The sequence below is a fragment of the Mesonia sediminis genome, assembly GCF_042684705.1.
GTDB classification, from domain to species: domain Bacteria; phylum Bacteroidota; class Bacteroidia; order Flavobacteriales; family Flavobacteriaceae; genus Mesonia; species Mesonia sediminis.
The window spans coordinates 290851-316197 of record NZ_JBHULZ010000041.1 but is presented as its reverse complement, the minus strand read 5'-3'; the positions used below and the strand labels follow the sequence as shown (position 1 = coordinate 316197).

Annotated in this window: 26 protein-coding genes; 6 read left to right on the top strand and 20 right to left on the bottom strand. The window is 36.4% G+C overall.

All coding sequences use genetic code 11. The annotated features are described in order from the left end of the window. Positions 1-3: 3 nt before the first annotated feature. The 3 genes from ACFSQ0_RS09480 to ACFSQ0_RS09470 form a co-directional block, all read right to left on the bottom strand. The gene (locus ACFSQ0_RS09480) at positions 4-399 is read right to left on the bottom strand and encodes a hypothetical protein (protein ID WP_379047431.1); all 396 of its coding nucleotides are present in this window, start codon (positions 397-399) and stop codon (positions 4-6) included. Positions 400-556: 157 nt separating this feature from the next. Continuing rightward, on the bottom strand, positions 557-1579 hold the full coding sequence (gene pheS, locus ACFSQ0_RS09475) for a phenylalanine--tRNA ligase subunit alpha (RefSeq protein ID WP_379047428.1): 1023 nt from the start codon (positions 1577-1579) through the stop codon (positions 557-559). Between the two features lie 107 nt (positions 1580-1686). Beyond that, positions 1687-2043 (bottom strand): hypothetical protein, encoded by a 357-nt coding sequence (locus ACFSQ0_RS09470; RefSeq protein WP_379047425.1) that lies wholly within the window; start codon positions 2041-2043, stop codon positions 1687-1689. Between the two features lie 69 nt (positions 2044-2112). Here ACFSQ0_RS09470 and ACFSQ0_RS09465 point away from each other — a divergent pair, with 69 nt between their 5' ends. Beyond that, entirely contained in the window at positions 2113-2607 is a 495-nt protein-coding gene (locus ACFSQ0_RS09465) for a CvpA family protein (RefSeq protein ID WP_379047422.1), read from the top strand. Positions 2608-2611: 4 nt separating this feature from the next. Here the strand turns inward: ACFSQ0_RS09465 and can are convergent, their stop codons facing one another. From can to ACFSQ0_RS09420, 9 genes are all read right to left on the bottom strand, one after another. Then, positions 2612-3250: a carbonate dehydratase gene (can, locus tag ACFSQ0_RS09460; RefSeq protein WP_379047419.1), complete on the bottom strand. Its 639-nt coding sequence runs from the start codon at positions 3248-3250 to the stop codon at positions 2612-2614. An 80-nt stretch (positions 3251-3330) separates the two neighbouring features. Beyond that, positions 3331-4089 (bottom strand): tetratricopeptide repeat protein, encoded by a 759-nt coding sequence (locus ACFSQ0_RS09455; RefSeq protein ID WP_379047416.1) that lies wholly within the window; start codon positions 4087-4089, stop codon positions 3331-3333. A gap of 2 nt (positions 4090-4091) precedes the next feature. Beyond that, positions 4092-5855: a BatD family protein gene (locus ACFSQ0_RS09450; protein WP_379047413.1), complete on the bottom strand. Its 1764-nt coding sequence runs from the start codon at positions 5853-5855 to the stop codon at positions 4092-4094. After that, entirely contained in the window at positions 5856-6677 is an 822-nt protein-coding gene (locus tag ACFSQ0_RS09445) for a tetratricopeptide repeat protein (protein ID WP_379047411.1), read from the bottom strand. It abuts the gene before it with no gap. Continuing rightward, positions 6664-7719 carry a vWA domain-containing protein gene (locus tag ACFSQ0_RS09440; protein ID WP_379047408.1) on the bottom strand — a complete coding sequence of 352 codons (1056 nt, stop codon included), beginning with the start codon at positions 7717-7719 and terminating at the stop codon, positions 6664-6666. Before ACFSQ0_RS09440 ends, ACFSQ0_RS09445 begins: the two co-directional genes overlap by 14 nt. Continuing rightward, entirely contained in the window at positions 7720-8733 is a 1014-nt protein-coding gene (locus ACFSQ0_RS09435) for a vWA domain-containing protein (RefSeq protein WP_379047405.1), read from the bottom strand. It lies immediately after the preceding gene. Beyond that, complete coding sequence (locus ACFSQ0_RS09430) at positions 8730-10361, bottom strand: DUF4381 domain-containing protein (protein WP_379047402.1); 1632 nt, start codon at positions 10359-10361, stop codon at positions 8730-8732. The genes ACFSQ0_RS09435 and ACFSQ0_RS09430 overlap by 4 nt, the downstream gene beginning before the upstream one ends. Before the next feature lies 1 nt (position 10362). After that, positions 10363-11229, bottom strand: a complete 867-nt coding sequence (locus ACFSQ0_RS09425) for a DUF58 domain-containing protein (protein WP_379047400.1) — start codon at positions 11227-11229, stop codon at positions 10363-10365. Positions 11230-11276: 47 nt separating this feature from the next. Then, entirely contained in the window at positions 11277-12281 is a 1005-nt protein-coding gene (locus ACFSQ0_RS09420; RefSeq protein ID WP_379047398.1) for an AAA family ATPase, read from the bottom strand. Positions 12282-12511: 230 nt separating this feature from the next. On the opposite strand from ACFSQ0_RS09420, the gene ACFSQ0_RS09415 reads away from it, so the two are divergent. From ACFSQ0_RS09415 to ACFSQ0_RS09400, 4 genes are read left to right on the top strand one after another with little or no spacing between them, the layout of a single operon-like run. Continuing rightward, positions 12512-13267 (top strand): SDR family NAD(P)-dependent oxidoreductase, encoded by a 756-nt coding sequence (locus tag ACFSQ0_RS09415; RefSeq protein WP_379047395.1) that lies wholly within the window; start codon positions 12512-12514, stop codon positions 13265-13267. After that, positions 13260-14399: a DUF5929 domain-containing protein gene (locus ACFSQ0_RS09410; RefSeq protein ID WP_379047392.1), complete on the top strand. Its 1140-nt coding sequence runs from the start codon at positions 13260-13262 to the stop codon at positions 14397-14399. The genes ACFSQ0_RS09415 and ACFSQ0_RS09410 overlap by 8 nt, the downstream gene beginning before the upstream one ends. Beyond that, the gene (locus ACFSQ0_RS09405; protein WP_379047389.1) at positions 14396-15127 is read left to right on the top strand and encodes a metallophosphoesterase family protein; all 732 of its coding nucleotides are present in this window, start codon (positions 14396-14398) and stop codon (positions 15125-15127) included. Before ACFSQ0_RS09410 ends, ACFSQ0_RS09405 begins: the two co-directional genes overlap by 4 nt. A gap of 26 nt (positions 15128-15153) precedes the next feature. After that, positions 15154-15717 (top strand): autotransporter outer membrane beta-barrel domain-containing protein, encoded by a 564-nt coding sequence (locus ACFSQ0_RS09400; protein ID WP_379047386.1) that lies wholly within the window; start codon positions 15154-15156, stop codon positions 15715-15717. Between the two features lie 234 nt (positions 15718-15951). Here the strand turns inward: ACFSQ0_RS09400 and amaB are convergent, their stop codons facing one another. Both amaB and ACFSQ0_RS09390 read right to left on the bottom strand, forming a co-directional pair. Continuing rightward, positions 15952-17508 carry an L-piperidine-6-carboxylate dehydrogenase gene (gene amaB, locus ACFSQ0_RS09395; RefSeq protein ID WP_379047383.1) on the bottom strand — a complete coding sequence of 519 codons (1557 nt, stop codon included), beginning with the start codon at positions 17506-17508 and terminating at the stop codon, positions 15952-15954. A gap of 263 nt (positions 17509-17771) precedes the next feature. After that, positions 17772-18311, bottom strand: coding sequence for a 3-hydroxyanthranilate 3,4-dioxygenase (locus ACFSQ0_RS09390; protein ID WP_379047380.1), 540 nt, complete (start codon positions 18309-18311; stop codon positions 17772-17774). Between the two features lie 313 nt (positions 18312-18624). Between ACFSQ0_RS09390 and ACFSQ0_RS09385 the strand changes: the two genes are divergently transcribed. Beyond that, positions 18625-19395 carry a UDP-2,3-diacylglucosamine diphosphatase gene (locus tag ACFSQ0_RS09385; protein WP_379047377.1) on the top strand — a complete coding sequence of 257 codons (771 nt, stop codon included), beginning with the start codon at positions 18625-18627 and terminating at the stop codon, positions 19393-19395. On the opposite strand, the gene ACFSQ0_RS09380 is transcribed toward ACFSQ0_RS09385, so the two are convergent. From ACFSQ0_RS09380 to ACFSQ0_RS09355, 6 genes are all read right to left on the bottom strand, one after another. After that, positions 19392-19796, bottom strand: coding sequence for a hypothetical protein (locus tag ACFSQ0_RS09380; protein ID WP_379047374.1), 405 nt, complete (start codon positions 19794-19796; stop codon positions 19392-19394). The two genes, ACFSQ0_RS09385 and ACFSQ0_RS09380, sit on opposite strands and share 4 nt — an antisense overlap. Beyond that, on the bottom strand, positions 19797-20018 hold the full coding sequence (locus ACFSQ0_RS09375) for an AtpZ/AtpI family protein (RefSeq protein WP_147861786.1): 222 nt from the start codon (positions 20016-20018) through the stop codon (positions 19797-19799). After that, a complete protein-coding gene (locus ACFSQ0_RS09370) occupies positions 19981-20406 on the bottom strand; it encodes a bactofilin family protein (protein WP_379047371.1) in 426 nt (141 codons plus the stop codon). The genes ACFSQ0_RS09375 and ACFSQ0_RS09370 overlap by 38 nt, the downstream gene beginning before the upstream one ends. Before the next feature lies 1 nt (position 20407). After that, the gene (gene porW / locus ACFSQ0_RS09365) at positions 20408-22960 is read right to left on the bottom strand and encodes a type IX secretion system periplasmic lipoprotein PorW/SprE (RefSeq protein ID WP_379047368.1); all 2553 of its coding nucleotides are present in this window, start codon (positions 22958-22960) and stop codon (positions 20408-20410) included. Between the two features lie 190 nt (positions 22961-23150). Then, the gene (locus tag ACFSQ0_RS09360; RefSeq protein ID WP_147861789.1) at positions 23151-23846 is read right to left on the bottom strand and encodes an ABC transporter ATP-binding protein; all 696 of its coding nucleotides are present in this window, start codon (positions 23844-23846) and stop codon (positions 23151-23153) included. A gap of 3 nt (positions 23847-23849) precedes the next feature. Continuing rightward, positions 23850-25325 carry a DUF5687 family protein gene (locus tag ACFSQ0_RS09355; RefSeq protein ID WP_379047365.1) on the bottom strand — a complete coding sequence of 492 codons (1476 nt, stop codon included), beginning with the start codon at positions 25323-25325 and terminating at the stop codon, positions 23850-23852. Positions 25326-25347 lie beyond the last annotated feature (22 nt).

Genomic DNA, 25347 nt, shown 5'->3' with positions numbered 1-25347 from the left:
CCGTTACTCAGCTAAAACTCCTTTCTTATTAATAACGGGGAGCTTTGTAATCTTTGAAGGTTGTGCCGAATTTTTTCTCAATATAAAATTTTTGTGCATAAAATCATTTGCATCAAAAAAAGACACTGAAAATAAGTTATCTATTTGAAGTAATTCCGGTTGAATCAATTCTATTTTAGCATAAGATTTTGCCGGCAGCACCTTTAAACTTCTTCTAAAAACCGAAGTTTTTACTTTTTCGTCTTTGCCTTCAGAAACAATGAGAATGGTTTCAATGGCGTGATCTAAGGTATTGATTAAATAGATGTTCCAATCGTCTGTATGGTATTCTGGATGCTTTTCATAAATGGCCGCTATTTGTACCCCTTTAACTTGATTTATCTTTATATCTTTTTTCATTTTAAATTCTTTATTCTCGTCCTAAATTAAAATAGCTTTCACAATAGCACAAGTAGCTAAAAAAGGTCTTTCAAAAAAGATTACACTAGTCTTGTGAAGTAACATTTAAAATGTGTACCCGCCAATTAAAAAGAGAGCTTAGATTAGTTTAAACTAGCTATAAAACCGATTTAAACTGTTTTAAAAAGCGAACATCGTTTTCATAAAACAAGCGAATATCATCTATTTGATGCAGCAGCATGGCAATGCGCTCAATACCCATACCAAAAGCAAAGCCAGAGTATTCTTGCGGATCTATATTGCAATTGCGTAATACATTCGGGTCAACCATACCACAGCCCATAATCTCAAGCCAGCCGGTCCCTTTCGTGATTCTATAATCAGTCTCTGTTTCTAAGCCCCAATAAATATCTACCTCTGCACTGGGTTCTGTAAAGGGGAAATAAGAAGGTCTAAGACGAATTTTTGATTTTCCAAAAAGTTGCTTTGTAAAGTAAAGCAAGGTTTGCTTTAAATCTGCAAAACTTACATCTTTGTCTATATACAAGCCTTCTACCTGATGAAAAATACAATGTGAGCGTGCAGAAATGGCTTCATTTCTAAATACTCTACCTGGTGAAATGGTTCTAATAGGAGGCTTTTGATCTTCCATATACCTTACCTGAACGCTTGAAGTATGCGTTCTCAACAAAATTTCTTCGGGATTAGTTTGTATAAAAAAGGTATCCTGCATATCTCGCGCAGGATGATATTCTGGTAGATTCAATGCTGAAAAGTTATGCCAATCGTCTTCTATTTCTGGACCCTCAGAAACGTTAAAACCTATATTAGAAAAAATCTCAATAATTTGATTTTTGACCAATGATATTGGATGTCTACTCCCAATGCTAAGTTTTTCACCTGGGCGTGTTAAATCACCATAAACCCCTCGCTCCTCTAGCTTACTCTCCAAATCTTGCTTTAAGGCTGCTACCTTTTCTTGTGCGGCATTTTTTAATTCATTTATCGTTTGGCCAAAAGCTTTCTTCTGCTCGTTAGGGACATTTTTAAATTCGGCGAAAAATCCATTTAAAATCCCTTTTTTTCCTAAAAACTTAATACGAAACTTCTCTATCTCTTCAGTCGAGTCTGATTTGAAGTTCTCTACCTCAACAATATATTTCTTAATTTTATCTATCATAGCTATGGCTTAATGCAGCCGCAAATTTAAGAAAAAAGATTCCGTAAAGAATATTTTTTAAAATTATTAAATTCTACATCTGCAGGGTTTAGCTTAAAACCCAAGGTTTAACGTATGTACTCTTTTTCTAAAAAATAATTAACCAGCGCCTCTTTCATCATTAGACTTTGTTCTCCAGGCTTTAAATGAGGTAAGCTTTCGAGTGCCGTATAATGCGGCCATCCCTCTTCATCAATATAATCAAAAGCATAATAACCATAGGGCTCTAAAAGCCTGCAAATGGCAATATGCATTAAATCTATTTTGTGATCTTTTTTAAATCTTCTATGCAATTGCCCTAATTCTTGAACCCCTACTAGATAAATAATAGCATCAAGTTCTAGGGTTTCCCCATCACCAAACTGGGCAGCCAATTGTTTTTGTAATTGCTGCCAACGCTCTTTTAAAATTTCGTCATTTACCATACCGCAAAGATAATAAGATGTGACCACTTTTAATCACTGGTATCTGATTCATTTTTTTATATTTGATTTATGGAAATTATAGACATCATTTTAATCCTATTTTTAGGTTTTGGTCTTATTCGTGGTTTGATGAAGGGCTTTATTAGAGAGTTAGCCTCACTGGCCGCTTTAATTTTAGGGCTTTATGGCGCTGTTTATTTTAGTCATTTTGCCTATACCTTTATCGAAGAACAATTTAACTTATCGCCTGCATATTGCCAGTTGTTGGCATATGCCGCTACTTTTTTACTTATTGCTGTGGGTTTTCTTTTGGTTGGTAAACTGCTTACTAAGTTTGCGAGTGCATTAGCACTAGGTTTGCTAAATCGTATACTTGGCGGAATCTTTGGCCTTTTGAAAACGGCATTTATTTTAAGTGCTCTATTATATTTTTTTAATCAAGCGGTGCTACCCAAGGAGGAATTTTTATTTGATGCCAAGCATAGCCTACTTTACCCTAAAATAAAAATGTTGGCACCTGCTATTTTACCTGATTTAGCTACTTGGGTGATAGATGCTGAATAGGGCATTAAAAATTAAGTCTATAGATTTCATCTAAGTCGTTATTACTACTTAGATTTACGTCAAGATCTTTGACTATACCAGTGCCTACCCCATAAGCCCAACCGTGCAGCGTTAGTTGTTGTCCGTTCTTCCAGGCATTTTGCACAATTGAAGTTTCGGCTAAATCGGTCACTTGCTCTTTTACGTTTAATTCTACAAAAGTATCCCAGCGCTCTTGAAAATCTGTAATACTTTCAAGCTGCTTCTTATGCATTCTATAAACATCTTTGATGTGTCTGATCCAATTATCTATTAAACCAATTGAGTTGTTCTGCATCGCTGCTTTTACCCCTCCGCAACCATAGTGCCCACAAACAATAATGTGTTCTATTTTTAACGCATTAACCGAGTAATCTAAAACGCTTAGCATATTCATATCGGTATGAACCACTACATTGGCAATATTTCTATGTACAAAAACCTCACCGGGTTGAGCTCCAATAATTTGGTTGGCTGGTACACGGCTATCGGCACAACCTATCCAAAGCAGAGGTGGTTGCTGTCCGTTTTCTAGTCTTTTGAAAAAGTCCTTATCTTCGGTTAGTTTTTGTTCTACCCACTTCTTATTGTTTTCTAATATCTTTTTGTAATAGGCTTTTCCCATGGAGGTTTGGTATTAGCTAATTATTTTTAACGAAAGTATAAAATAATTAGCTTCATCTATTTAACTTTCTCGAAAACAAATCAAAGATTTTTTAAATCTCCTTGAGAAAGCCAACCCTGTTGATCATTGGGTAATTCAATTTTTACATAAGAATTAAAAGAATCCAGCACCTTAACCTTTGTCCCCGCGTGTAGCTGAATACTCGAGGCCGAATTCTTATTTGGCTCTGCAAGCAAAGCGGTTTTTTCGGCAAAAATAACCGCATATTCATTATCACTTATTTCCGCATACCGCAAGTGCGCAAACCAAAATAGAATTAAGCTTACCAATACAAAGAGAACACCAAAACTAAAACTTAGACGCTTCACACTACTTTTGCTGTTAAAAAAATAAAACACTCCACACAAAACTACCAGCAATGCCGAAATTATACTTAGCCAAGCCCAGAAGGAAAGCGAGAACTTATTTATAGTTCTTTGCTTTATTTTTTCCATTCCAGTTAAATCGGCTTCCTGAATAACATCAATTCGCATCTGCTCTGCATATTCTAAATTATGTAGAACGTCTTGATCATTAGGAGCCAATTGCAAAGCTTTTTCATAGTAATAAATACTTTCGGCTACATTTTCTAGTTTATAATGGGCATTAGCCAAATTGTAATATACACTCACCGATTCTATTTCCTGATCTAAAATAGATTCATATAATTTTATAGCTTGTTTGTAATCTTCTTGGCTGTAAGCGGTTGCCGCTTGTTTAAAAAGCGCTGTAGGTTCTTGAGCCAAACCAATATAACTAAAGCCAATCACCCATACCAAAATACTTAAGAATCTCTTCATAATTATAATTTTTTATCCAAGTGGGTAACAATGCGTTTTGCCTCTTCAAAATCGTGATCAACATTAGCCTGAGCTAACGGAGTATAACGTGCCATTTCACAATTTTTAAGCAAGGTTATAAATTGTTCAATAATTTTATCCTCTACCTTATGCTGCTCTAGCACTTGAATCACTTTTTCCTTGTTTAAATCGCTATTGGCAATCTTTAATTTTGTTCTTATAAATCCGTAAAGCGCTCGTTCTAGATGAACATAAAAAGAATCAGGACGCTTTTTATGCTGGTGTGCTTCATTTAAATACTTCCTCACCAATTTACTTGCGTTTCCTTCGCCAGCGTTAAGGCTAGAGTTGGCTCTTTTCTTTTTAAGAAAAACCAGTAAAGGTAAAATATAAAATGGCGTTAGTAATAGCAACCAATACCCTAAAGATCTAAAGAAGCGATTAGCATTTGCCTCATGAAAATCGGTATTTAGTTTTAGAAACCGAAAAGGCTCTCTGCTTTGGGTAATGTTATTTTTTTGAGACCCTATATTTTGATTGGTTGTAACCGATGTTTGTCCGGGTATTCCTACTCCTCCTTCAACTTCAATCAAAGTTTCTTGAGCGGTCAAAGTTTTATAGGCACGCTGTTGCGGATCAAAATACGAAAAAGAAAGCGCTGGGATAGGATATTTACCTTTATTTTGCGGCACCAAAGTATAATTATCAAAGATTTTACCTTGCATACCGTTTTGAGTTGTTCTCACTTCCTCAATATGCTCTGGCTCATAAACCTCTAAGGAAGAAGGAGTCACTAGTTTAGGCAGTTGAAAAAGTTTTAAATTACCACTACCAGATACTTGCACTTTCGCCTCTAGAGACTCGCCTACTTGCAGGTTTTTCTTATTTACTAAAACATTAAATTTAAAATCGCCCACGGCTCCGTTAAAATTAGCCGGTCTATTTTCTGTAGGAAGCGGCTTAACTTTAATCGTTCTGGTCTTGGCCGATACACGCTGATCAATGGTCTCATATAACCTTCTACCAAAAAAATCTCTTCGATCAGATAGAACGTCTACAGAAAGCGATAAAGTGAGCGGTTCAATGCTTAACTCTCCTGTCTTTTGAGGATAAAGAACGGTTTTCCTTAAAGTTACATAACGATATGGCTCTCCCAAATAAGTCCCCTCTTTTACTTCTAAACGTTTAATATCTATATTCTGACTCCAAAAATCGGCAAATTTAGGGTTGTCAATTGGTCGCCAATTGCTAATATTTACCGACGGACTGATATACAGTACATATTCTACACTTATACCTTCATTTAGGTAGGGTTGCTCATTAGATATGCGCGTAACCAAGTGTATGCCTTGACTAGCGCGTTTGTTGGCGGTATTTTCTTGGTTAGGCTGATCTACTGCTGCCGAAACAGTTATAGTTACTGGCGAAGTTTTATAGGTTTGCCCGTTTATTAAAACTTCGGCTTGACCGATTTCTAATTTCCCACGGCTGTTAGGTTCTAAATAATAACCATACGACTTTTTAAAGCTGCGTTTACCATTGATATAGCTGTTGCTGATTGATTGATATGGCCCCCCTACTACGGTAAAATTCTTAAAAGCTGGTGGTTTGAAGTTATCGCCTTCTTGATTCATCACAAAATCTACTCGTAAACGCTCGTTTAGGCCTAAAGAATTTCTACTTACCTCGGCTTCAAACTTAACTTGAGACCAAGCTACCGATATAAAAAGGAACTGAAATATAAATAAAACTAATTTTGCTCTCATCTACCAATCTTTATCTGTTTGAACTTTTTTACCTTTTACTCTCTTGGCGTTTATTTTATCTTGAATTTCTTTTTCTTGATTCTCCATTGCTTCTAACAAATTCTTGATTTGCTGAGGAGAAAGTTTTCCTTCGCTAGGCTGCGGCTCTTTTTGCCCATCGCCTACTTCAGGTTTTGCTGACTCATCCTTTTGATCTTGATCTTTGGGTTGTTGGCTATCTTGTTTTTTATCTCCTTCGTCTTGAGGCTTGTCTTTATTCTTAGAATCGTCTTGATCTTGATTGTTTTGGTTGTTTTGATTATCTTGATCTTGATTATCTTTTTTATCCTGGTTGTCTTGATTGTCTTGGTTCTGTTGCTCTTTTTCTTGCATTTTTTTAGCCAAAGCTAAGTTATATCGGGTTTGATCATCGTTAGGATTATTACGTAAAGCTTGTTTATAGGCCTCGACTGCAGCAGCATAATTTTTTTGACTCATAAACATATTGCCTTGGTTATGAAATGCTTTATGCTTTAAATTTTTTGCACTGGCTTTTTGACCTGCTTCGAAAAAGCGCGTACTGGCTTCTTTTGGTTTTGAATTATTAGAATACAGATTCCCTATATTATATCGAGCTTCGGCGAGATTTGGATCTTTAGCAATGGCTTTTCGATAAGCGGCTTCGGCTGCAGGGAAATCTTCTTCTTCAATGGCCTGCTGCGCTTCAGAAAGATAAGACTGGGCTTGTTTTTGCTCTTCAGATAAGCGTTCTTGCCCTTGTACGGTTACAAACCCGAAAAGGAATAAAAGCACAAAGCTAAAATATACTTTATTTATTATCATGCCTATTGTCTTTGTCGTTAAACAAATTTAAACGTTTTACCCACGCTGTTTTTTTATCGAACACCAAAAGTTCAAGGATAACCAAAAGTAGCGCTAGACCTATAAACCATTGGAATTGATCTTTGTAGCTGGCGTATTGCTTAGTTTCAAATTCTGTTTTTTCAATTTTACTCAATGCTTCACTCACTTGAGTTATCACTTCTTGGGTATTTGTACCATCAATGTATGTGCCATTTGTAGCTGATGCAATTTGTTTTAAAGTACTAGGATCTAGACGAGTAATAACCGTTTCACCATTCTTATCCTTTTTATATTGCTTTACTCTACCGTTCTCTTTTATAGGGATAGTGCTTCCTTTAAGCGTCCCCACTCCAATGGTAATAACCGTTAATTCATTTTCTTTAGCATCTGCGAGAATTTCGTTTATTTGATGGTCGTGGTTCTCACCATCGCTTAAAATAATTAACACCTTACTGGTTTTACTGTTTTCTGGATAATAGCTTTGAGCCAATTGTATAGCCTCCCCAATGGCGGTTCCTTGGCTAGAGACCATATTGGTGTTTAAGGCTTGTAAAAACAACTTAGCCGAACTATAATCTGTGGTTATAGGCAATTGTGGGAAAGCGCTCCCGGCATAAGCAATAATTCCAATACGATCACTGGCCAAACTGTTGATGATTTGGTTTACAATTTGCTTGCTTTTATCCAATCGGTTAGGTGCTATATCTTCGGCCAACATGGATTTTGAAACGTCCATGGCAAAAACTATATCTACTCCTTCTCTTTTTATGGTTTCGGTTTTTGATCCTATTTTAAGATTGACTAAGGCGAAGGCAATGGCGCCAAAAATAAAACACCACAATATTAATTTTATAGTAGGTTTTATTACACTTTTATCTGGACTTAATTTTTGCAGAAATTGTTTTTCGGCAAATAGATTTTGCTTGCGTTTACGCCACCACAGATTGAGCAAAAAAACCATTATAAGAATGGGGATTAATGCCAATAACCAAAAATATATTTTCTCTTCTAATACAATCATTTACACAAAGCTTCTTAATAAGGTATTCTTAATCAATACTTCTAACAGCAATAAGAAAGCCGCTATAAGCACCAAAACACGATACTTTTCGTCGTAATTGTAAAACTTAAACTCTTCTATCTCTGTTGTTTCTAACTTATTTATTTCTTCATAAATTTTTTCGAGTTTATCATTATCTGTTGCTCTAAAGTACTGTCCACCTGTTTTATTAGCAATCTCCTTTAGCAAGGTTTCATCGATTTCAACAGGCACGCGACCGTAATTAAAATTACCTTGACGGTCAATTGATACTGGCCCAAGAGCCATACCGTTACTACCTAGGCCTATGGTGTAGGTTTTAATATCGTACTCCAAAGCTAACTCGGTAGCTATTTTAGGATCTATGAAGCCAGCGTTATTTACCCCATCGGTTAAAAGTATAATTACTTTGCTTTTCGCTTCGCTATCTTTTAATCGGTTAACCGAGGTCGCCAACCCCATACCAATTGCGGTTCCGCTTTCTATTAAGGTGTTGTATTCAATATCGTTTAAGGCATTGAGCACAATGCGTTTATCACTAGTAATAGGGGTTTTAGTAAAACTCTCACCGGCATAAACTACAAGTCCAATTCGATCTGTTGGTCGCGCTTGAACAAAATCTGAAGCTACTTCTTTTAAAGCTTCCAAGCGATTTGGTTTTAAATCTCTTGCCAACATACTGGCCGAAACATCTATGGCCATTACAATATCAACTCCTTGGGTAGTATTGGTCTGGGTAGAAACATCAACTGTACGTGGTCGAGCCATGGCCGTGATTAATAGAGCTATAGCCAGGAGTCTAAAAACCATTAAAATTGGTTTGAGTTTTGAAAGCCAACCTTGATCGCCCGAAAATCCAGATAGGCTCGATAATTTCACCGTTGCATTTTGCTTGTTGTAGGTATAAAATTGCCAAGCAATTAAAAACGGGAAAATCAAAAATAGCCAAAACCATTGTGGGTGTTCAAATGTAATATCGTTTAATGCTGTAATCATTTTTTGGCCGTATTTAATTCAACAGAGTTAACAATGCGCGAGGTAATCTCCTGTGCATAGCTATCTTGATCTGGATAAATTAATATAATTTGTTGGAAAGCTCCTTGATAACCAAAATTTAAAATTTGATAGCTTTTTCTTATCGTTTGCTCCTTCTTTTCTGGTGAATAGCTAAAGCTCCCATAAACTTTCTTGCCCTTTATGCCATCTATAGTTGTGAAATCTTCATCTTTTACAAGTATATTTTTAGCGCCTATTTTTTCTAAATCCTGTTGAATAGCGGCAATACTTTGATCTAGGTTGAATTGGGTCTTTTCAGGATAAACCATAGTACGCACTACTATATGATAAGGTGCGCTCATAGTTCCATAATAAAACTCTTCTACGCTTCCGCCTTGAGGTACGTCTGTCTTGTTGATTTGGTCCTGGAGTCTACGGATGAGCACCTGAGGCGTGATAATCTTAACTTCAGGATATCCGTAATTACTGCTTATCCATTCTTGGTTAAGAAGCTCTTTATTAGTGTCATAAACCAACAGCTCGCGCACAAAATCGGTGCCTTTAAAGGCTGTAAACGCAGTTCCACTGGCAATCGCCACACCCAAAACAATTAAACCGGCATAAATAAGTTGTCTTTTTTTCTGTTTCTTTCTTTGGGCTGTAAGGTAGGCTTCGTCTTGTTGGAGTTCTTCTAAGGTAGGCGCTGGTATAGCAGTCTTTAAATCTTGTAAATATTTTTCTATTCTTTTTCGATCTTCTTTAGCGGCTAACTTGCCTTGTTTAAATCCGGCAAACTTTACTAGATCTGCTCGCTTTAGAAAAAGCTCAAATTCATCTATTAGCTCATTTTCAAGCAGCAATTTACCTTGGTTTTGTTTGGCTTTTAATAAGGCGATAAACTCTGAAGTGGTACTTTCTAAAGCTCGCGCATCGATCTCTTCGTCTACATATCCTTTTAATGCTTCGGTTAAGACCGTGTAAAATCGTTTCTCTTTCCCTTGAGCTAACAAATCTTGCTGGTCGAGTTCTTTTAATCTCAACAAAGCTTGCTCAAAAGGCGGTAATTTGGCTTTTTGACTACTTTTTTTCTTCCGTAAATAAATACCTAAAACTAGCAATATCAAAACCAGTACTAAAATACCTGCAAGTATCCAATAATTAAAAGATAGTGGGGGTTCATAGTAAATGGATTCTTTAACCGGATATAGTTTTTGTTTGGTAGTATCTACCTCAACGTCCAAGACCTTAACAGCTAAAGAATCGGTGTAAAAATTATAATTATTAACGCTCACCGTCTGGCCTGGCAATATATATTCACCAGCATCAAAAGAAGTAATAGTATAATTTTTTATAAATTTTAATTTCTCTTTTGCTGTTAAAGTGTCTAAGCTAGTTTCTACCACCTCTAGGGGTAAAAAACTTTGGCCTTCTGTGAATTTAATTTGGGCAGAGCTATCGGCAACCACTTCAATTTTATAATTAATTTGTTCGCCAATTTTTATTTGATTGGTATCTAAGCTTGCGCGGATTTCTTGCGCGACGGAGTCATGGTTAACACAAAATAGACTAAGCGCAAGAATGAACAAAGCCCTATTATTAAAAAAACTGAATGCTTTATAATTACCCATATTAGCCTCTCTGTTTAAAATAACCCAACAATTTTCTCACATAACTCTCGTCTACGCGTGTTTGTAAAACACCAGCCCCACTTGCTTTAAATGCTTTTTTAAAATAATCTACTTGTTTAAGGTAATGCGCCTTGTAGGATTTTCGTACTCTAGCAGAACCTGTATTCACCAGTTTTATATTGTTGGTTTCGGCATCTTGCATTTGCACCAAACCTACATTTGGCATTTCAGATTCACGCTGGTCGTACACCCTAATTCCCGTTACATCGTGCTTCTTGCTTAATATTTTTAGCGGTTTTTCGTAGCTATCGCTCATAAAATCCGATAAGATGAAAAGAATAGCGCTTTTACGTAACATATTTTGTAAATACTGTAAAGCCTGATTGATATCTGTTTGGTTATTCTGGGGTTCAAACTCAATTAATTCCCGAATGATGCGCAAAACATGTGAGCGGCCTTTTTTGGGCGGAATATACAACTCAACCTTATCTGTAAAGAGCAATAAACCTATTTTATCATTGTTTTGGGTAGCCGAAAAGGCCAAGGTAGCCGCAATTTCCGTTAAAATATCGCGTTTAAAAGCGGCTCGTGTACCAAAGTTTGCCGAAGAAGAAACATCAACCGCTAGCATCATAGTAAGTTCGCGCTCTTCTTCAAAGACCTTTACAAAGGGTTCATTATAACGAGCTGTTACATTCCAATCTATAGCCCTTACGTCGTCTCCAAATTGATATTGTCTTACTTCGCTAAAAGTCATTCCCCTACCTTTAAAAGCAGAGTGGTATTCCCCGCCAAAGAGATGATTACTCAGCCGGCGGGTTTTAATTTCAATTTTTCTAACTTTTTTTAGTAATTCCTTTGTTTCCATACAATAAATTCAGCTCACACAATACCTCTTCTGCCTACCGCTCCTATTTAAGGTACTTCAATCACGTTTACAATTTTATGAATAATATCTTCAGAGGTGATATTTTCGGCTTCAGCTTCATAGGTAATACCTATACGGTGTCGCAACACGTCGAGTACAACCGCCCGAACATCCTCGGGAATCACATAGCCACGGCGCTTAATAAAGGCGTAACATTTGGCTGCGGTTGCCAAGTTAATACTTCCCCTTGGAGAGGCACCAAATGAAATAAGCGGTTTAAGGCTATCTAACTTATATTTTTCTGGGTATCGAGTGGCGAAAATAATGTCTAGAATGTATTTTTCAATTTTTTCATCCATATACACCTCGCGTACCGTCTGCTGGGCCTGTAAAATTTGCTGAGTGCTAATTACCGGATTCACTTTTGCAAAACTACCTTTTAGATTGGCACGTACCACTTTTTGCTCATCTTCAATGCTGGGATAGTCGATAACCGTTTTTAGCATAAAACGGTCAACTTGAGCTTCGGGAAGCGGATAAGTACCTTCTTGCTCAACTGGGTTTTGAGTGGCCATAACTAAGAAAGGCTTATCAAGTATAAAAGTCTCATCGCCAATAGTAACTTGTTTTTCTTGCATAGCCTCAAGCAGGGCAGACTGCACTTTTGCTGGTGCACGGTTAATCTCATCGGCTAGAACAAAATTGGCGAAAATGGGACCCTTTTTTATACTAAAATCATTGATCTTCATATTATAAATCATGGTACCTATTACATCTGCAGGTAATAAATCTGGTGTAAACTGTATACGACTAAAACTAGCTTGAATTGCTTTAGATAAGGTATTAATGGCTAAGGTTTTTGCCAATCCGGGTACACCCTCTAATAAAATATGGCCTTGACCTAACAATCCAATAAGCAGACGCTCTACCATATGTTTTTGCCCCACAATGACCTTATCCATCTCGGCCATTAAAACACTCACAAAAGCACTTTCGCGTTCTATTTTTTCATTGATGCTAGCTATATCTATTGTTTGATTTTCTTGCTCCATATTTTATTATTTTAAATCGTAAAATTAGCTTTTTAAATAACATCGCAAAATCATAAAATTATTCATGAATCCTTGTTAAGAATTGGTTAAAAGCCTTATGATTTCGCATCCCGTTTAGGGCTTTCTTATTTAGACGAAAAATAATAGCGGTTGTTGCAGTAATGAACATTTTTAAAGCTGAATTAACTTTTGTTTTTAAAAATTCGGCTAACTTTAATAAAAATTAAAATATGCAAGACAAAACAGTACTCATTACAGGTGCCTCTAGTGGTATTGGTAGGGCCACAGCCATTTGCTTAAGCAAAGAATATGCTCGTTTAATTTTATGTGGACGAAATCATGAAGCCTTGATCAAATTGCAAAAAGAATTAACCGGTTGTAAAACGCATGTATTAATTTTTGATGTACGTAGTCGTGAAGCAGTAAATACATCCGTAAAGCAACTTCCGAAGCGTTTTTCTAATATAGATATTTTAATAAACAATGCTGGCAACGCACATGGTTTAGATTTTTTACAAGATGGCGATCCTGAGGATTGGGATGCTATGCTTGATATAAATGTTAAAGGTTTACTTTATGTAACCCAAGCGGTATTACCCCAAATGGTTGAGAGAAAATCGGGGCATATCATCAACGTAGGATCTACCGCATCCAAAGAAGTCTACCCAAAAGGCAATGTATATTGTGCCAGTAAGCACGCGGTAGATGCGCTAAATCACGGCATGCGTTTAGATTTAAACGGTACAGGAGTTAAGGTGGGAGCCGTGCATCCCGGATTGGTAGCCACTAACTTTAGCGAAGTGCGATTCAAAAATGATACCGAAAGGGCAAAACAAGTATATACAGGATACAAAGCCCTAGAAGCTGAGGACATAGCCCATACTATTTTATATATGCTACAACAACCCGAACATGTTAATATTACCGAATTGGTAGTAATGCCAAGCGCTCAAGCGAGCTCGACTATTATTCATAAACATGATTAATAAACGCTTACTCATAAAAAACTTATTGGCCCACAGCTCTGAGAATAGCTTTTATGATAAAAAATTAAAACTAAATCTTAATCAGCGCGAGGGTAAAGCTAAATTGCTAAAGCATATTTGTGCCATGGCAAATGCTAACCCGCATAACACAAGCTATATTGTGGTAGGGGTAGATGACCAAAACAACCAATTGGTAGGTGTAGATTTTTATGACGATAGTAAAATACAAAACCTCATCAACGCTTATCTCAAGCATCCGCCCTTTGTGATTTATGAAAACATTCCTTTTGCTCACCTTAAACGTGGAAAAGTTATTGGGTTGATAAGCATTAAAGCTCAAAAAGATAAAGTTTGCTCTTTTAAACGTAGTATTTGGAAATATAAAAAGACAAGTGTTTTTATAAGAGAAGGCAGCATTAGTAAGCCACAACATGAAATTAAGAGCATTGTAGACAATAAAGACGTATTAGAAAGTATTGAGAAACAAGCACAAAACAACATTAAACTCACGCTAGATGGTGTTTTTGATTTTTATGAAAGCAACAATTTATACAACCCTAATTATTTGGTATTTAGAGAGTACTTTGTGTTGTGCTGGGCAGGAAAGAAAAAGGTAAATAACCGCGGTACATTTTACTCTAGAGTGAATATCGAACTTATCAACGAACAGGTAAAGTTGTTTTATTCTGATTTAGATGAAGTAACCATAGCGCATAATGAGCAAGGCTTTAAAATAACCGAGTTTGTTCATCTAGGTCTTAATAAAAATTATCGTTACTACCCTCTTGAAGAAGTGCATATTGTCTTTTCTCCCAATATGACCTATACCATAAACCGTAAAATGCTTTTTGAACCACCGCAATACGACCAATCTAATTTAATTCATATCTTAAATAGTCAATATGAGTTAATAAAGAAAATTAAAGCACAAGATAAATTAACTTTAACCGAACAAGAAAACTTAAAGCGTTTACCCGTCACCGCTCTTTTGTGCTATTTTAATCAATTACCACAAGCCATTGATCAATTGGAAGCGATAAGACTCCTTTTAAAAGAAAATTATCCCGATATTTATGCGCGATACAAAGACAGCATGCGCATTTTAAGAAAAGTAAATTACAGTAACACATGAGTCAACGAATTTTTGCCATAGGAGATATTCATGGCGGCTTAAAAGCACTTCAACAAATTTTAAAAAAAGCAGCTATCACCCCAAATGACTTACTAATATTTTTGGGCGATTATGTAGATGGCTGGAGCGATTCTGCCCATGTGGTTAGTTATTTAATCGAACTAGAAAAAAATCAGCCCTGTGTTTTTATTCGAGGTAATCATGACGATTTGGTTCACCAATGGCTTATCACCCAAGAAATGAACAATCAATGGTTACAACACGGGGGTGAATCTACCATAAAATCATATGCCGAGCTTTCCGAAAAAGAAATCAACACACATATTGCTTTTTATGAACGCATGAAAAATTACTATATCTTAAACGAGGAGATTTTATTTTTGCACGCTGGTTTCACCAATATGCATGGGCCTTATAATGAGTACGAAGCTTATATGTGCTATTGGGACAGAACCCTTTGGGAAACCGCTTTATCACTCGACCCTAATTTACCTCAAGATCATATTTACTACCCCAAAAGATTAAAACTATTTAAAGAAATTTATATTGGGCATACACCGGTTACCCGGATTAATAAAGAGAAACCTCACCAAGCCGCCAATGTAATAAATGTAGATACCGGTGCCGCATTTAAAGGTAAACTCTCCATGATCGAAATAAACACTAAAGAAGTGTATCAAAGTGAGCCCGTTTACCAAATCTATAAAGACGAAAAAGGCAGAAATTAATGTATATTTGCTAGAAATAAATAATTATGAAAAAAATTCTTACCGCCGGTTTGGCTTTATTTATTAGTCTAAGTGCTTGGGCACAAGAAGAAGACTTTAAACATAGCGAAGTAAAGCTAAATATTGCAAACACCATCGCCATTGCTTCTGTAGAAGTTGGTTACGAGTATTTTTTTGGTTATGATCAAGCCATAGATGTAGAAGTGCTTATCAATGATAGAATAAATTACCATAGCGAGAAAGGCTCAAGAGATTTTAATACCAATAGCTTAAAACTAGGTTATGTGTATTACTTTGGTTTAGAAATGCCTGGATCTGGTGTTTATATCAATCCGTTTTTAAAATACCGTTTTGGCGAATTTGAAGAGAAAGTTACCAAAGCCGTAGAAGGAAACGATGTAAGAGTAAAACAAGTTACCGATATGGATAGCTTTATGATTGGTATTGGCGCTGGTTATAAATGGAATTTTAATGACCGTTTTGTAATTGGACCCTATGCCAATATCGCCAGGAATTTTAGCGACGAAGTAAAAGACCGCTTCTCTTCTATTGAGTTTAATGCAGGTCTAAGCATTGGCTACCGTTTTTAATACCTTTTTTTAAGCCTTTACGGATTTCAATACCTTGAAGAAAATCAATGAAAATCTAAAATAAAACCCTCACATTTACGTGAGGGTTTAATTTTAAAGTCATTAAAGGCTCAATCCGATCAAAATAAGGTTAAACCTTAAATATATACCTTTACCTTATAGGTCAAATTTAATTCCTTGCGCCCCTGCATCCGACGAGTGAGGCACGAACGAGAGGAATGCACTAATTTCAATTTATAAGTCGAATTTAATTCCTTGTGCCAAAGGCAACTCGGTGGTATAGTTTATCGTGTTGGTTTGACGACGCATATAGATTTTCCAAGCATCAGAACCCGATTCGCGACCTCCACCAGTTTCTTTCTCTCCACCAAAGGCGCCACCAATCTCGGCTCCAGAAGTACCAATATTTACGTTGGCAATTCCGCAATCAGATCCTTCTACAGACAAGAAGCGCTCTGCTTCACGCAAGTTGTTGGTCATTATAGCAGAAGACAAACCTTGACGCACGCCATTTTGTAACTCTAAAGCATTGGCAACATCTCCTTTATACTTCATCAAATACAGTACAGGTGCAAAAGTTTCGTGTTGTACGATTTCGAAATGATTTTCAGCTTCGGCGATAGCTGGTTTTACATAGCATCCGCTCTCATAACCTTCACCTTCAAGAACACCACCTTCAACCAAAATATTTCCGCCTTCTTCAACTACTTTATCCAAGGCATTTTGGTAATTTTTTACCGCATCTTTATCGATTAACGGCCCCACGTGATTATTCTCATCTAAAGGATTACCAATTTTGATTTGTTTGTAGGCGTCTACAATAGCATTTTTTACTTTGTCATACACCTCTTCGTGCACAATTAATCTTCTAGTAGAAGTACAACGCTGTCCGCAAGTACCTACTGCTCCAAATACAGCACCAATTACGGTATTTTTAATATTGGCATCTGGCGTTACAATTATAGCATTGTTACCTCCTAGCTCTAATAGCGTTTTTCCTAAACGCCCTGCAACTTCTTTGGCCACAATTTTTCCCATTCTGGTAGATCCTGTTGCCGAGATTAAAGGAATTCGCTCATCTTTAGTCATAAATTCACCTACTTTGTAGTCTCCTGTAATTAAACAAGAAATACCAGCCGGTACATTATTACTAGCAAATACGCGTGCAGCAATGTTTTGACAAGCAACAGAAGTCAATGGTGTTTTTTCTGAACCTTTCCAGATACAAGCATCGCCACAAACCCAAGCTAATGCAGTATTCCAAGACCAAACGGCAACTGGGAAGTTAAATGCAGAGATAATACCTACCACGCCAAGTGGGTGGTATTGTTCGTACATTCTATGACCAGGACGCTCAGAGTGCATGGTTAAACCGTGCAACTGTCGCGAAAGACCAACCGCAAAGTCGCAGATATCTATCATTTCCTGCACTTCACCTAATCCTTCTTGATAGGATTTACCCATCTCATAAGAAACCAATTTCCCTAAAGGCTCTTTTAATCTTCGCAGTTCATCATTAAACTGTCTTACTATTTCACCACGTTGTGGTGCAGGCATTGTGCGCCATTCTTTAAAGCCAGCTGTCGCAGCCGCTATAACTTTGTCATAATCTTCTTTGGTAGTAGCGCGCACCTTACCAATTAAAGCGCCATCTACCGGTGAGTAAGACTCGATAACCTCACCGCTACTAAAAAAATCTTCGCCAGTAGAAGTACCGTTATTAATATCTTGATTTAAGCCCAATTCTTCCAAGGCCTTGTCGATTCCAAATTCTTTTGCAATTTGACTCATAATAAAATTTCTGTTTAGATTATTTATTTTTAGGCAAAACTTGCCTCCCCAATTTAATTCGCCTAAAATAAGATTTTAAAGAGAAAATTTAGCCTAAAAACCAGTGAAAATTGATTTAGATAAGAAAACTAGCCGATAAAAGCTTAACTACTAGAATCAATTTTGTGTAATCTGATGCAGCTTTCTAGCACTAATAATAAAATTGGCTAAGATTAGGATATAGTTTGTTTAAAGAAATTCTTTCGCTGATTGAAAAGACTTAATTAGTCTTTACCCACAAAGCGCTCATCTACCGGCATTACTTCGCCGCAGTTGTTGCAAGTGCGCAGTTCTTTGCTAGTGTAAAAATGCTTAAAATGTTTTAAAAAATCTTTTTCTATATCCTCTAAGGGGAAGTACACTTCATACAATTTATGATTACAGTTATCGCAAAACCACAGTAAGCCGTCTTTGCCTGTTAAATCTTTACGTTTGCGTTCGATTACCAAACCAATCGAATTTTCACCTCTCGCCGGCGAATGCGGTACCTTTGCTGGATGCAAATACATATCTCCTGGTCCTAATTGCATTGTCTTTTTTTCCCCATTTTCTTGAATATGTACTTCGATATTTCCTTCTAATTGATAAAACAATTCTTCGGTTTCATTATAATGATAATCTTTGCGAGCGTTTGGCCCTGCTACAATCATTACTATATAATCGCCAGATTCTTTGTATAGATTTTTATTGCCTACGGGAGGTTTTAAAAATGCGCGATTTTCTGTAATCCATTTCTGTAAATTAAAAGGTTTTGCAATAGCCATAGGTCATAGTTTTATTGGTTTAAATTTAGTAATTTCAAATCATTCACCCTAATTATTTTTAAATGTTCAAACCAAAACCGCGCTATTGGCTACAACCCCGTTTGTGCTTCTTTTTTGCACCTATAATTTCTTCCGTCAAGGTAAACCTTGTATTAAACTTTATTCCAACTTAAAAGGCACAAGCCGGGATTTTGAATACAGACTTATAAACTCAATTCTAAGGTATATTTAGTTTTACTATGGTCAATTACTAATTTTGTTTTTTTGCTGCTGTTAAGTCAGTTTGTTAAATTGTAGTACATTTGCTAACGCTATGAAAACGATTCAAATACTGCCTAATAAAAAAGTTTATTTTACCAGTGACCATCACTTGGGAGCGCCTACCGAAGAGCAAAGTAGGCCACGCGAATTGCACCTGCTTAGATGGTTAACTACTATTCAAAAAGATGCCGCTGCTCTATTTGTTCTGGGCGATTTATTTGACTTTTGGTTTGAGTATAAACAGGTAGTTCCTAAAGGCTTTGTTCGTATTCTGGGGAAGTTAGCCGAGTTTACCGACCAGGGTATACCGGTTTATTTTTTTGTAGGCAATCACGATTTATGGATGAATGATTATTTTAAAAAAGAATTGAATATACCCGTTTATCACGAGCCACAGGTTTTTCAACTGGGAAATGATAAGTTTTTTATTGGTCACGGCGATGGTTTGGGTCCGGGCGACTTAGGGTATAAACGTATGAAAAAAGTATTTGTGCATCCGTTATCAAAATGGTTTTACCGGTGGTTGCACCCCGATATTGGTGTGCGTTTAGCCAAGCATTTATCGGTTAAAAATAAGCTGATTTCGGGAGATGAAGATGCCCAATTTTTAGGTGAAGAAAAGGAATGGTTGGTGCAATATGCCAAACGAAAATTAGCTCAAGAGCATTATGATTATTTTATTTTTGGGCATAGACATTTGCCATTAGATATCGCTTTAAGCGAATCAAGCCGATATGTAAATTTGGGCGACTGGATACAGTACTATACCTATGCTAGTTATGACGGAGAAAAATTGCAGCTTAACGAATTCCCTATATCTTAATCATTCATTTTTATAAGCTTTACAGCGTGTAAGGTTTCGAAGCTTAAATAAAAAAGGTAGGGCACAAAAAAGGAGAAGACGCTTGCCATTACATTTACATCATCTTCTTTATAAAGCATTATAGGTATTAGAAAAGCAACGGCAATAAACATTTTTAGCATTCCTAATCCCATAAAAGTAAAGCCAGCCTTATCGGGAAAGTTGTTTGCAATCCATAATACACAGACATAGACGATTAAAGTAAGTAGGCTTAAAAAAAGGTACATTACCGGTATGCTATAATACAAATCGAATTGTAAAACTGTAAATGCTAATAAGTAATGTAATCCTCCTAAAATTAAGGTGAACAACAATAACTTTTTAAGGAACACCCTTAACGATTGTCCAAAATTTTCTTTCATCTATTTATCTTTTAAGCTGGAGTAAACTTGATACAAGGCAATGAAAACGCCTAGTAATGAACAGGCAATAGTAAAGCCCGAAAACTTATTAGGAAACTGTTCATCCAACCAAATACCACCAAAAACACCGATACCAATAACTACCCCCATTTGAAAGGCCAGTCCAGTATAAACCACCCATTGGTTAAGCGGTTTTTCCTTCTTTGGTTTGTTTTTTGTCATTATGCATAGATTTTACGGCTCCTTTCATAGTACAAGTGGCGTTAAAATCGGCACCTGGTTCAATAGCTAATTTGCCTGTAATCACTTCGCCCTCAACCACAGCACTCGATTTCAAAGTTAGCGTGTTATTTACTTCAATATTGCCTTTTACCAATCCTTCTAAATCCGCATCCTCACAGGTTATCTCGCCTTCAATCACGCCATTTTTACCTAAAACAATCTTACCAGCAGTTTTAACGGTACCAATAATCTTTCCGTCAATTCTAAAACTGCCTTGACCTTCTAAATCTCCATTAATAGTAGTTCCCTCTGCAATTTTATTCTGCTCTTTACTCAGGTGATTCATTTCTTTTTTAGATTTTTTATCTCTTTTATTTTCTGAAAACATCTTAGTTTAATTTTTCTAGGTATATATCAAAATTCTTCTTCATCTGTATAAGCTTATAGTTCTTAGCAGCCACACTGTATGGTTGACGATCATAAGTCAGGTCTGTTTCTTTTTTCAATTTTTCTAAAAACCCAAGTGCTCCTTGTTCACTTTTTAAACCGTGCACCACTAAAAATTGCTGACCTGGGATATAAGGATCTTCCGATACACTTAAATCATTGGCTTGCAAATGCTCTATACCAGCAAGGAGCTGTTCTTTTAATGTGATTAATGCTTGCTCTTCTTGCGTATTAAAAACAAAAACAATTTTATAATGTGTATCTGTTCGCTTAAAATCGAATTGCTTTTGCTCTAAAGCCGGTATGGCCGTTTGTAGTAAATTTTCTGCGGTTTTACCTTCTTCGCTTTGCGGATAGGTTAAAGCTAAATAATTCAAAGCTTTTTTATAAGCTGCAAGCCCGTTAACTCGTGCCTGTACATAAGCTTTTAAAAGTTCTAATTTGGGTACAATATCATTTCCTGTAAAAAGCTCAATTTCTTGCTGTATTTGCGCAATCAAGCCGTCAAACTCTTCATTTTGATAGGCCAAATAAAGTTGTTTATACACGGCTTGCGGACTGTTTTGATCGCCTATTAATCCTTGTGGATTACGCAAAATAGTAGCATATCTTGAGTCGGGGTGATTAGCAAGAATATCTTCTTTCCAAAACCGTTGTCGTTGGGCATTGCCCGTAATCTCATAAATCTTATACAAGTTGTATTTAGAAGGTAATATCAATCGCTCTTCCGGATTGTTTTTCAATAAAGCCTCTAGCTTATTGGCTGCCAATTGATATTCTTTAAATTTTTCTTTGTAGATAACACCAAGTTGATAGTAGGCAAAATTGCGGTCTTTAGCCAAGCTGTCTAAAACGACTTCATCATGGGGAATCTGACTGATATAGGTTTCTGGTTGATAAATAGGATCTTCTTCAATGGCTTCAAAAATGGCTTCTTCTTGTTGTTTTTTGCTTGCTTTCTTGGCCTGTTTTACATCTTCATAGCGCCAATTATCTACCAAAGGAATATCTCCCCATTGCTTTTTAAATTTCTGGATTCCTTTTTGTACTTGGTTATTATCATAAAAATAAAAACTAGCTCCACCCCCTAATCCCCGACGGTTAGACACCATACTGGCCTGCGTTTTAAATAGGTCTTTGGGTTGAGCATTTTTTTCTTTTAACTGCTGTTTGGCTTGGGCGATGGCTTTTTCTTTTTGCTTCTGCGTAAAATCCGTAAAAAAAGTGAGTTGCTCTTCGGCCGACATATCGGCTATGCGCAGAATACTATCGTTTTTTACCGCAATATCTTCGTACAAAATGACATCATCTAAATTTTCTCTTTTCTTTAATATGCTGCGGTACTCGCGGGTGCTTTTGTCTAATTGCACCAAGGTAGAGTCATAGTATTTACCAGCGGTTTTATATTGTGCCGCATCAAAATTGATCACCGCCAAATTCAGATAATTTCGAGAAACTAAATACTTATCTCTTGAATCTTCGCGCAAAGACTTGTTATAGAAATCTACTGCCGCTGGGAGTGTATCTTTTTGCCTATAAACCTCGGCAAATTGATAATAAATTCGATCTAGATAAGGCCTATTCTCTCTGTTTTCGGCTAGTTCATTGAGCAGCTCCATTGTAGCTAGCGTATCCTGTTGGGTGAAATCAAGGTTTTGAATTTGCTGCATATACGCATTGATCATATATTCACGAGGCGATTTGCGGTTTAGGGCAATTACCCGATCAAAAGCGGCATTGGCCGAATCTATCTGATTTAGCGATTTATGCAACTGCCCCTTGATGAACAAATACCTGCCTTGGTCTGCGTGCGACTTAGCATAAGCGGCAGCATTTTCAATGGCCGCTAGCGCCTGCTCTTCTTGTTCTAAATTTAAGTAAGCTTGCGCTAAGGTAGCATAAGCATGCGTATAATCTTCTTCTGAAAAGGCTATTCCCGAACTTAAAAGGGCTTCTATATTTTTAATAGCCGTTTCGTGATTCCCCATTCGCATATTGGTCTTTTCTCGCCAAATGCGCGCGGTTGCCAATTGATCACTTTCGGGGTAGTCTGTTATGATGTAATTAAAGGCCTCTAATGCAGGGAAAAAACGCTGATCGTAATACCGGGCTTTACCTAACAAAATGAAGGCTTTATCCATTTGCGGATTATACTCGGTGCCCGCAATATGCATATTGTGTTTTTGTATGGCTTTGGCAGCCTTTTCCTCGGCACGTTCAAAATGCTGATTCTTGGCTTGCTCGTCCTTTTCAGATGCCTCGATAATCTCAAGCCGTTCTACGGGTAAAATTTTCCAATAATCATCTACATAAGTTTGTGCAATTTCTTGCTTACCCTCTTCTAATGCAAGGTTACCGTTGTATATAATATTGTAATAGGCACCCATTGCGTGAAAGTTGCGGTTGAGCCACTTGTTTTTTTTACGAGAACAAGAAACCAAACTTAAACCCACTAGCAACAAGGTGATTAGTTGAACGCTTTTGTGTTTATTCATAAATTGTTTACCTCCTCTAAAAATAACTCCGTAAAGGTATTTTTAGTATCATTGGCAGTAAAAATACGGTCTTTTTTTCATTAAAAAAACCTGCACCCTAAAAAGCACAGGTTTGTAGTTATATATTTGTTTTAAAACTCATATGGTAATTAGGAAAGCTAAAATAATAGCTTTTTTTAAGAAAGATAGACTACTTATTAAAATAGGCTTCTAATTCTTCTAAAGTAGCTTGACTGGTTTGAATGTCTTTTACCGGTTCTCCTTTGTCTAAAACCACAATGCGCTCACAAACTTCGGTTACATGAATCAAATCGTGACTCGAAATTAAAATGGTGGTTTCGGTATTTTCATCTAAATCTTTTATAATCTTCTTTAAGCGTATTTGTGTGGTGGGATCTAAATTGGCAAAAGGTTCATCTAAAATCACCACATCTGGTTGACCGATAAGTGCAGCGATGATGCCAACTTTTTTCTGGTTCCCTTTAGATAGGTCGCGCAAGTATTTCTTTTTTTGTAGGATTTCATCCTGAAAAAAATCTTCAAACTCAGCTAATAGTGCATCTACCGCCGTTTTACTTTGGCCGCGCAACTCTCCTATAAAGTAAAAGTATTCTTCAGCGGTTAGGTAGCCTATTAAAAAAGACTCGTCTATAAAAGCAGCAGTAAAGGGTTTCCAATCTTCACTGGCGTCTATGCGTATCGTATTGCTTACAATATGCCCGGTGGTAGGTTGTATCAAATCGAGCAAAAGGCTAAAAAAAGTGGTTTTACCGGCTCCATTATTTCCTACTAAACCAAAGCTTTGACCTTTAGGAATTTCTAGATGCTCAATATGCAACACCTCATCTTGATTGTATTTTTTGGATAAGTTTTCTACGCGAATCATAGTTTATTTTTTTTCATTAAAAGCCGCAATGGTTTTGTATTTTCCTTTTTGGTATATGGATTCTATTTTGTTTAAGAAAAATGATTTAAGCATCAAGCCAATCAATCCGCTTAAAGCTAAAACCAATAAACCTGCATTAAAATTTATCAGTTTATAAGGTATGTAAAAAATAAGCATTGGGCCAAGCATTTTAGGTAGTGCAATAAGCAACTGAGTAGGGTTAAAGCCTTGAGTATTACCAAAGGCTTTTGCTTTTACATTTAGCTCTACAGGTACCCGGTTTAAAGCACCACCAAAAAGCGTAATAAACGAATTTAAACCAATATTAAAAATTGCCCCTGCTGCTATCATCGCATAAATATCCCAGCCAAAATAAATGTACGGCGTAGCAAGAATAAATGAAATTATTACAGCCACCAACATAAGGTACCATTTAGACTCGAGGTATTGACGGTAAGGTATATTTTGACTCATAAGTAGCTTGTAATATTCGCTATCCCAAGAAGGAACCAATTGCCCGTAAGAGAGTAAAAAGCCACCCGTAATAAATACAGAAGCAAATACTAAAAAAGCCGGGCTATCGCTATATGTTTCTTGGGTGTAAAAGATAAGACCATAAAACAAGAATAGAAAAGACATAAACAAAACTTGCTTTGGTCGTGCGTTACGAAGAATGAGCTTGAGATCGTTTTTTAAAAATGGTGCCATTTTTCCAAACCGATTTAAAAAGGAGAATTCTTGGGTTTTCACCAATTTCTTTTCTTTACGGATAGCATCATCTAAATAAAAACTCTTTCGTACAAATGCATAGTTTCTGCGGTATAAGAGCACCAACAACAGTAAAGGGATAAGAAATGCATACCATAGACTGTACATTTTATTAAAAAACTCTCCTGCTAAAACCGTGATATCATAAATATTAAAATAACGCAGCGCAGCAAAGCCAAAGATAAGACTTACTAAGCCATAAAAATAAGTGTTGTTTTTATTGATGAGAAAGTTTAAATAATTCAGCGAAAGCGTGAAAAGAATCATAGCTACCAACCAGCCCATCACTTGTATTAACGGGTAGGCTTCGACTAGTAAAATTATGGCAAAAGGAATAAAAAAGAAGAGCGGCAACCAATTAAAGAACGACCAACTGGTTTTTACCAATAAATAATGTATTATGGTGGACCTTTTAACTGGAACAAGCATAAAGGGTTTAATATTCATTACCGGTAATTGTTGTAGAAAAAAGCGATAGGTTAAATCTAATAAAAACCAAAAAATTAGATAATTGTTTACAACGACTATAGGGTCTAACTGAGGAAATGATTTTTGTATTAAATAATAAGCAACCAATCCTAAACCGGTAAAAGCAGCTATAAAATAAAGGGCTGCTAAAAGGAGTACTATTTTAATACCAATGCCTTTTTGAAAAGAAGACGAGCGTTTAAACTGCTTCCATTCAAAAGATAAAAATTGTGAATACCGCATAGTGAATGATTTACAGTATTAG

Excerpts from the sequence above, each read along its gene's own strand:
- ACFSQ0_RS09480 (WP_379047431.1), bottom strand. The coding sequence starts at position 399 with ATGAAAAAAGATATAAAGATAAATCAAGTTAAAGGGGTACAAATAGCG.
- pheS (WP_379047428.1), bottom strand. The coding sequence starts at position 1,579 with ATGATAGATAAAATTAAGAAATATATTGTTGAGGTAGAGAACTTCAAA.
- ACFSQ0_RS09470 (WP_379047425.1), bottom strand. The coding sequence starts at position 2,043 with ATGGTAAATGACGAAATTTTAAAAGAGCGTTGGCAGCAATTACAAAAA.
- ACFSQ0_RS09465 (WP_379047422.1), top strand. The coding sequence starts at position 2,113 with ATGGAAATTATAGACATCATTTTAATCCTATTTTTAGGTTTTGGTCTT.
- can (WP_379047419.1), bottom strand. The coding sequence starts at position 3,250 with ATGGGAAAAGCCTATTACAAAAAGATATTAGAAAACAATAAGAAGTGG.
- ACFSQ0_RS09455 (WP_379047416.1), bottom strand. The coding sequence starts at position 4,089 with ATGAAGAGATTCTTAAGTATTTTGGTATGGGTGATTGGCTTTAGTTAT.
- ACFSQ0_RS09450 (WP_379047413.1), bottom strand. The coding sequence starts at position 5,855 with ATGAGAGCAAAATTAGTTTTATTTATATTTCAGTTCCTTTTTATATCG.
- ACFSQ0_RS09445 (WP_379047411.1), bottom strand. The coding sequence starts at position 6,677 with ATGATAATAAATAAAGTATATTTTAGCTTTGTGCTTTTATTCCTTTTC.
- ACFSQ0_RS09440 (WP_379047408.1), bottom strand. The coding sequence starts at position 7,719 with ATGATTGTATTAGAAGAGAAAATATATTTTTGGTTATTGGCATTAATC.
- ACFSQ0_RS09435 (WP_379047405.1), bottom strand. The coding sequence starts at position 8,733 with ATGATTACAGCATTAAACGATATTACATTTGAACACCCACAATGGTTT.
- ACFSQ0_RS09430 (WP_379047402.1), bottom strand. The coding sequence starts at position 10,361 with ATGGGTAATTATAAAGCATTCAGTTTTTTTAATAATAGGGCTTTGTTC.
- ACFSQ0_RS09425 (WP_379047400.1), bottom strand. The coding sequence starts at position 11,229 with ATGGAAACAAAGGAATTACTAAAAAAAGTTAGAAAAATTGAAATTAAA.
- ACFSQ0_RS09420 (WP_379047398.1), bottom strand. The coding sequence starts at position 12,281 with ATGGAGCAAGAAAATCAAACAATAGATATAGCTAGCATCAATGAAAAA.
- ACFSQ0_RS09415 (WP_379047395.1), top strand. The coding sequence starts at position 12,512 with ATGCAAGACAAAACAGTACTCATTACAGGTGCCTCTAGTGGTATTGGT.
- ACFSQ0_RS09410 (WP_379047392.1), top strand. The coding sequence starts at position 13,260 with ATGATTAATAAACGCTTACTCATAAAAAACTTATTGGCCCACAGCTCT.
- ACFSQ0_RS09405 (WP_379047389.1), top strand. The coding sequence starts at position 14,396 with ATGAGTCAACGAATTTTTGCCATAGGAGATATTCATGGCGGCTTAAAA.
- ACFSQ0_RS09400 (WP_379047386.1), top strand. The coding sequence starts at position 15,154 with ATGAAAAAAATTCTTACCGCCGGTTTGGCTTTATTTATTAGTCTAAGT.
- amaB (WP_379047383.1), bottom strand. The coding sequence starts at position 17,508 with ATGAGTCAAATTGCAAAAGAATTTGGAATCGACAAGGCCTTGGAAGAA.
- ACFSQ0_RS09390 (WP_379047380.1), bottom strand. The coding sequence starts at position 18,311 with ATGGCTATTGCAAAACCTTTTAATTTACAGAAATGGATTACAGAAAAT.
- ACFSQ0_RS09385 (WP_379047377.1), top strand. The coding sequence starts at position 18,625 with ATGAAAACGATTCAAATACTGCCTAATAAAAAAGTTTATTTTACCAGT.
- ACFSQ0_RS09380 (WP_379047374.1), bottom strand. The coding sequence starts at position 19,796 with ATGAAAGAAAATTTTGGACAATCGTTAAGGGTGTTCCTTAAAAAGTTA.
- ACFSQ0_RS09375 (WP_147861786.1), bottom strand. The coding sequence starts at position 20,018 with ATGACAAAAAACAAACCAAAGAAGGAAAAACCGCTTAACCAATGGGTG.
- ACFSQ0_RS09370 (WP_379047371.1), bottom strand. The coding sequence starts at position 20,406 with ATGTTTTCAGAAAATAAAAGAGATAAAAAATCTAAAAAAGAAATGAAT.
- porW (WP_379047368.1), bottom strand. The coding sequence starts at position 22,960 with ATGAATAAACACAAAAGCGTTCAACTAATCACCTTGTTGCTAGTGGGT.
- ACFSQ0_RS09360 (WP_147861789.1), bottom strand. The coding sequence starts at position 23,846 with ATGATTCGCGTAGAAAACTTATCCAAAAAATACAATCAAGATGAGGTG.
- ACFSQ0_RS09355 (WP_379047365.1), bottom strand. The coding sequence starts at position 25,325 with ATGCGGTATTCACAATTTTTATCTTTTGAATGGAAGCAGTTTAAACGC.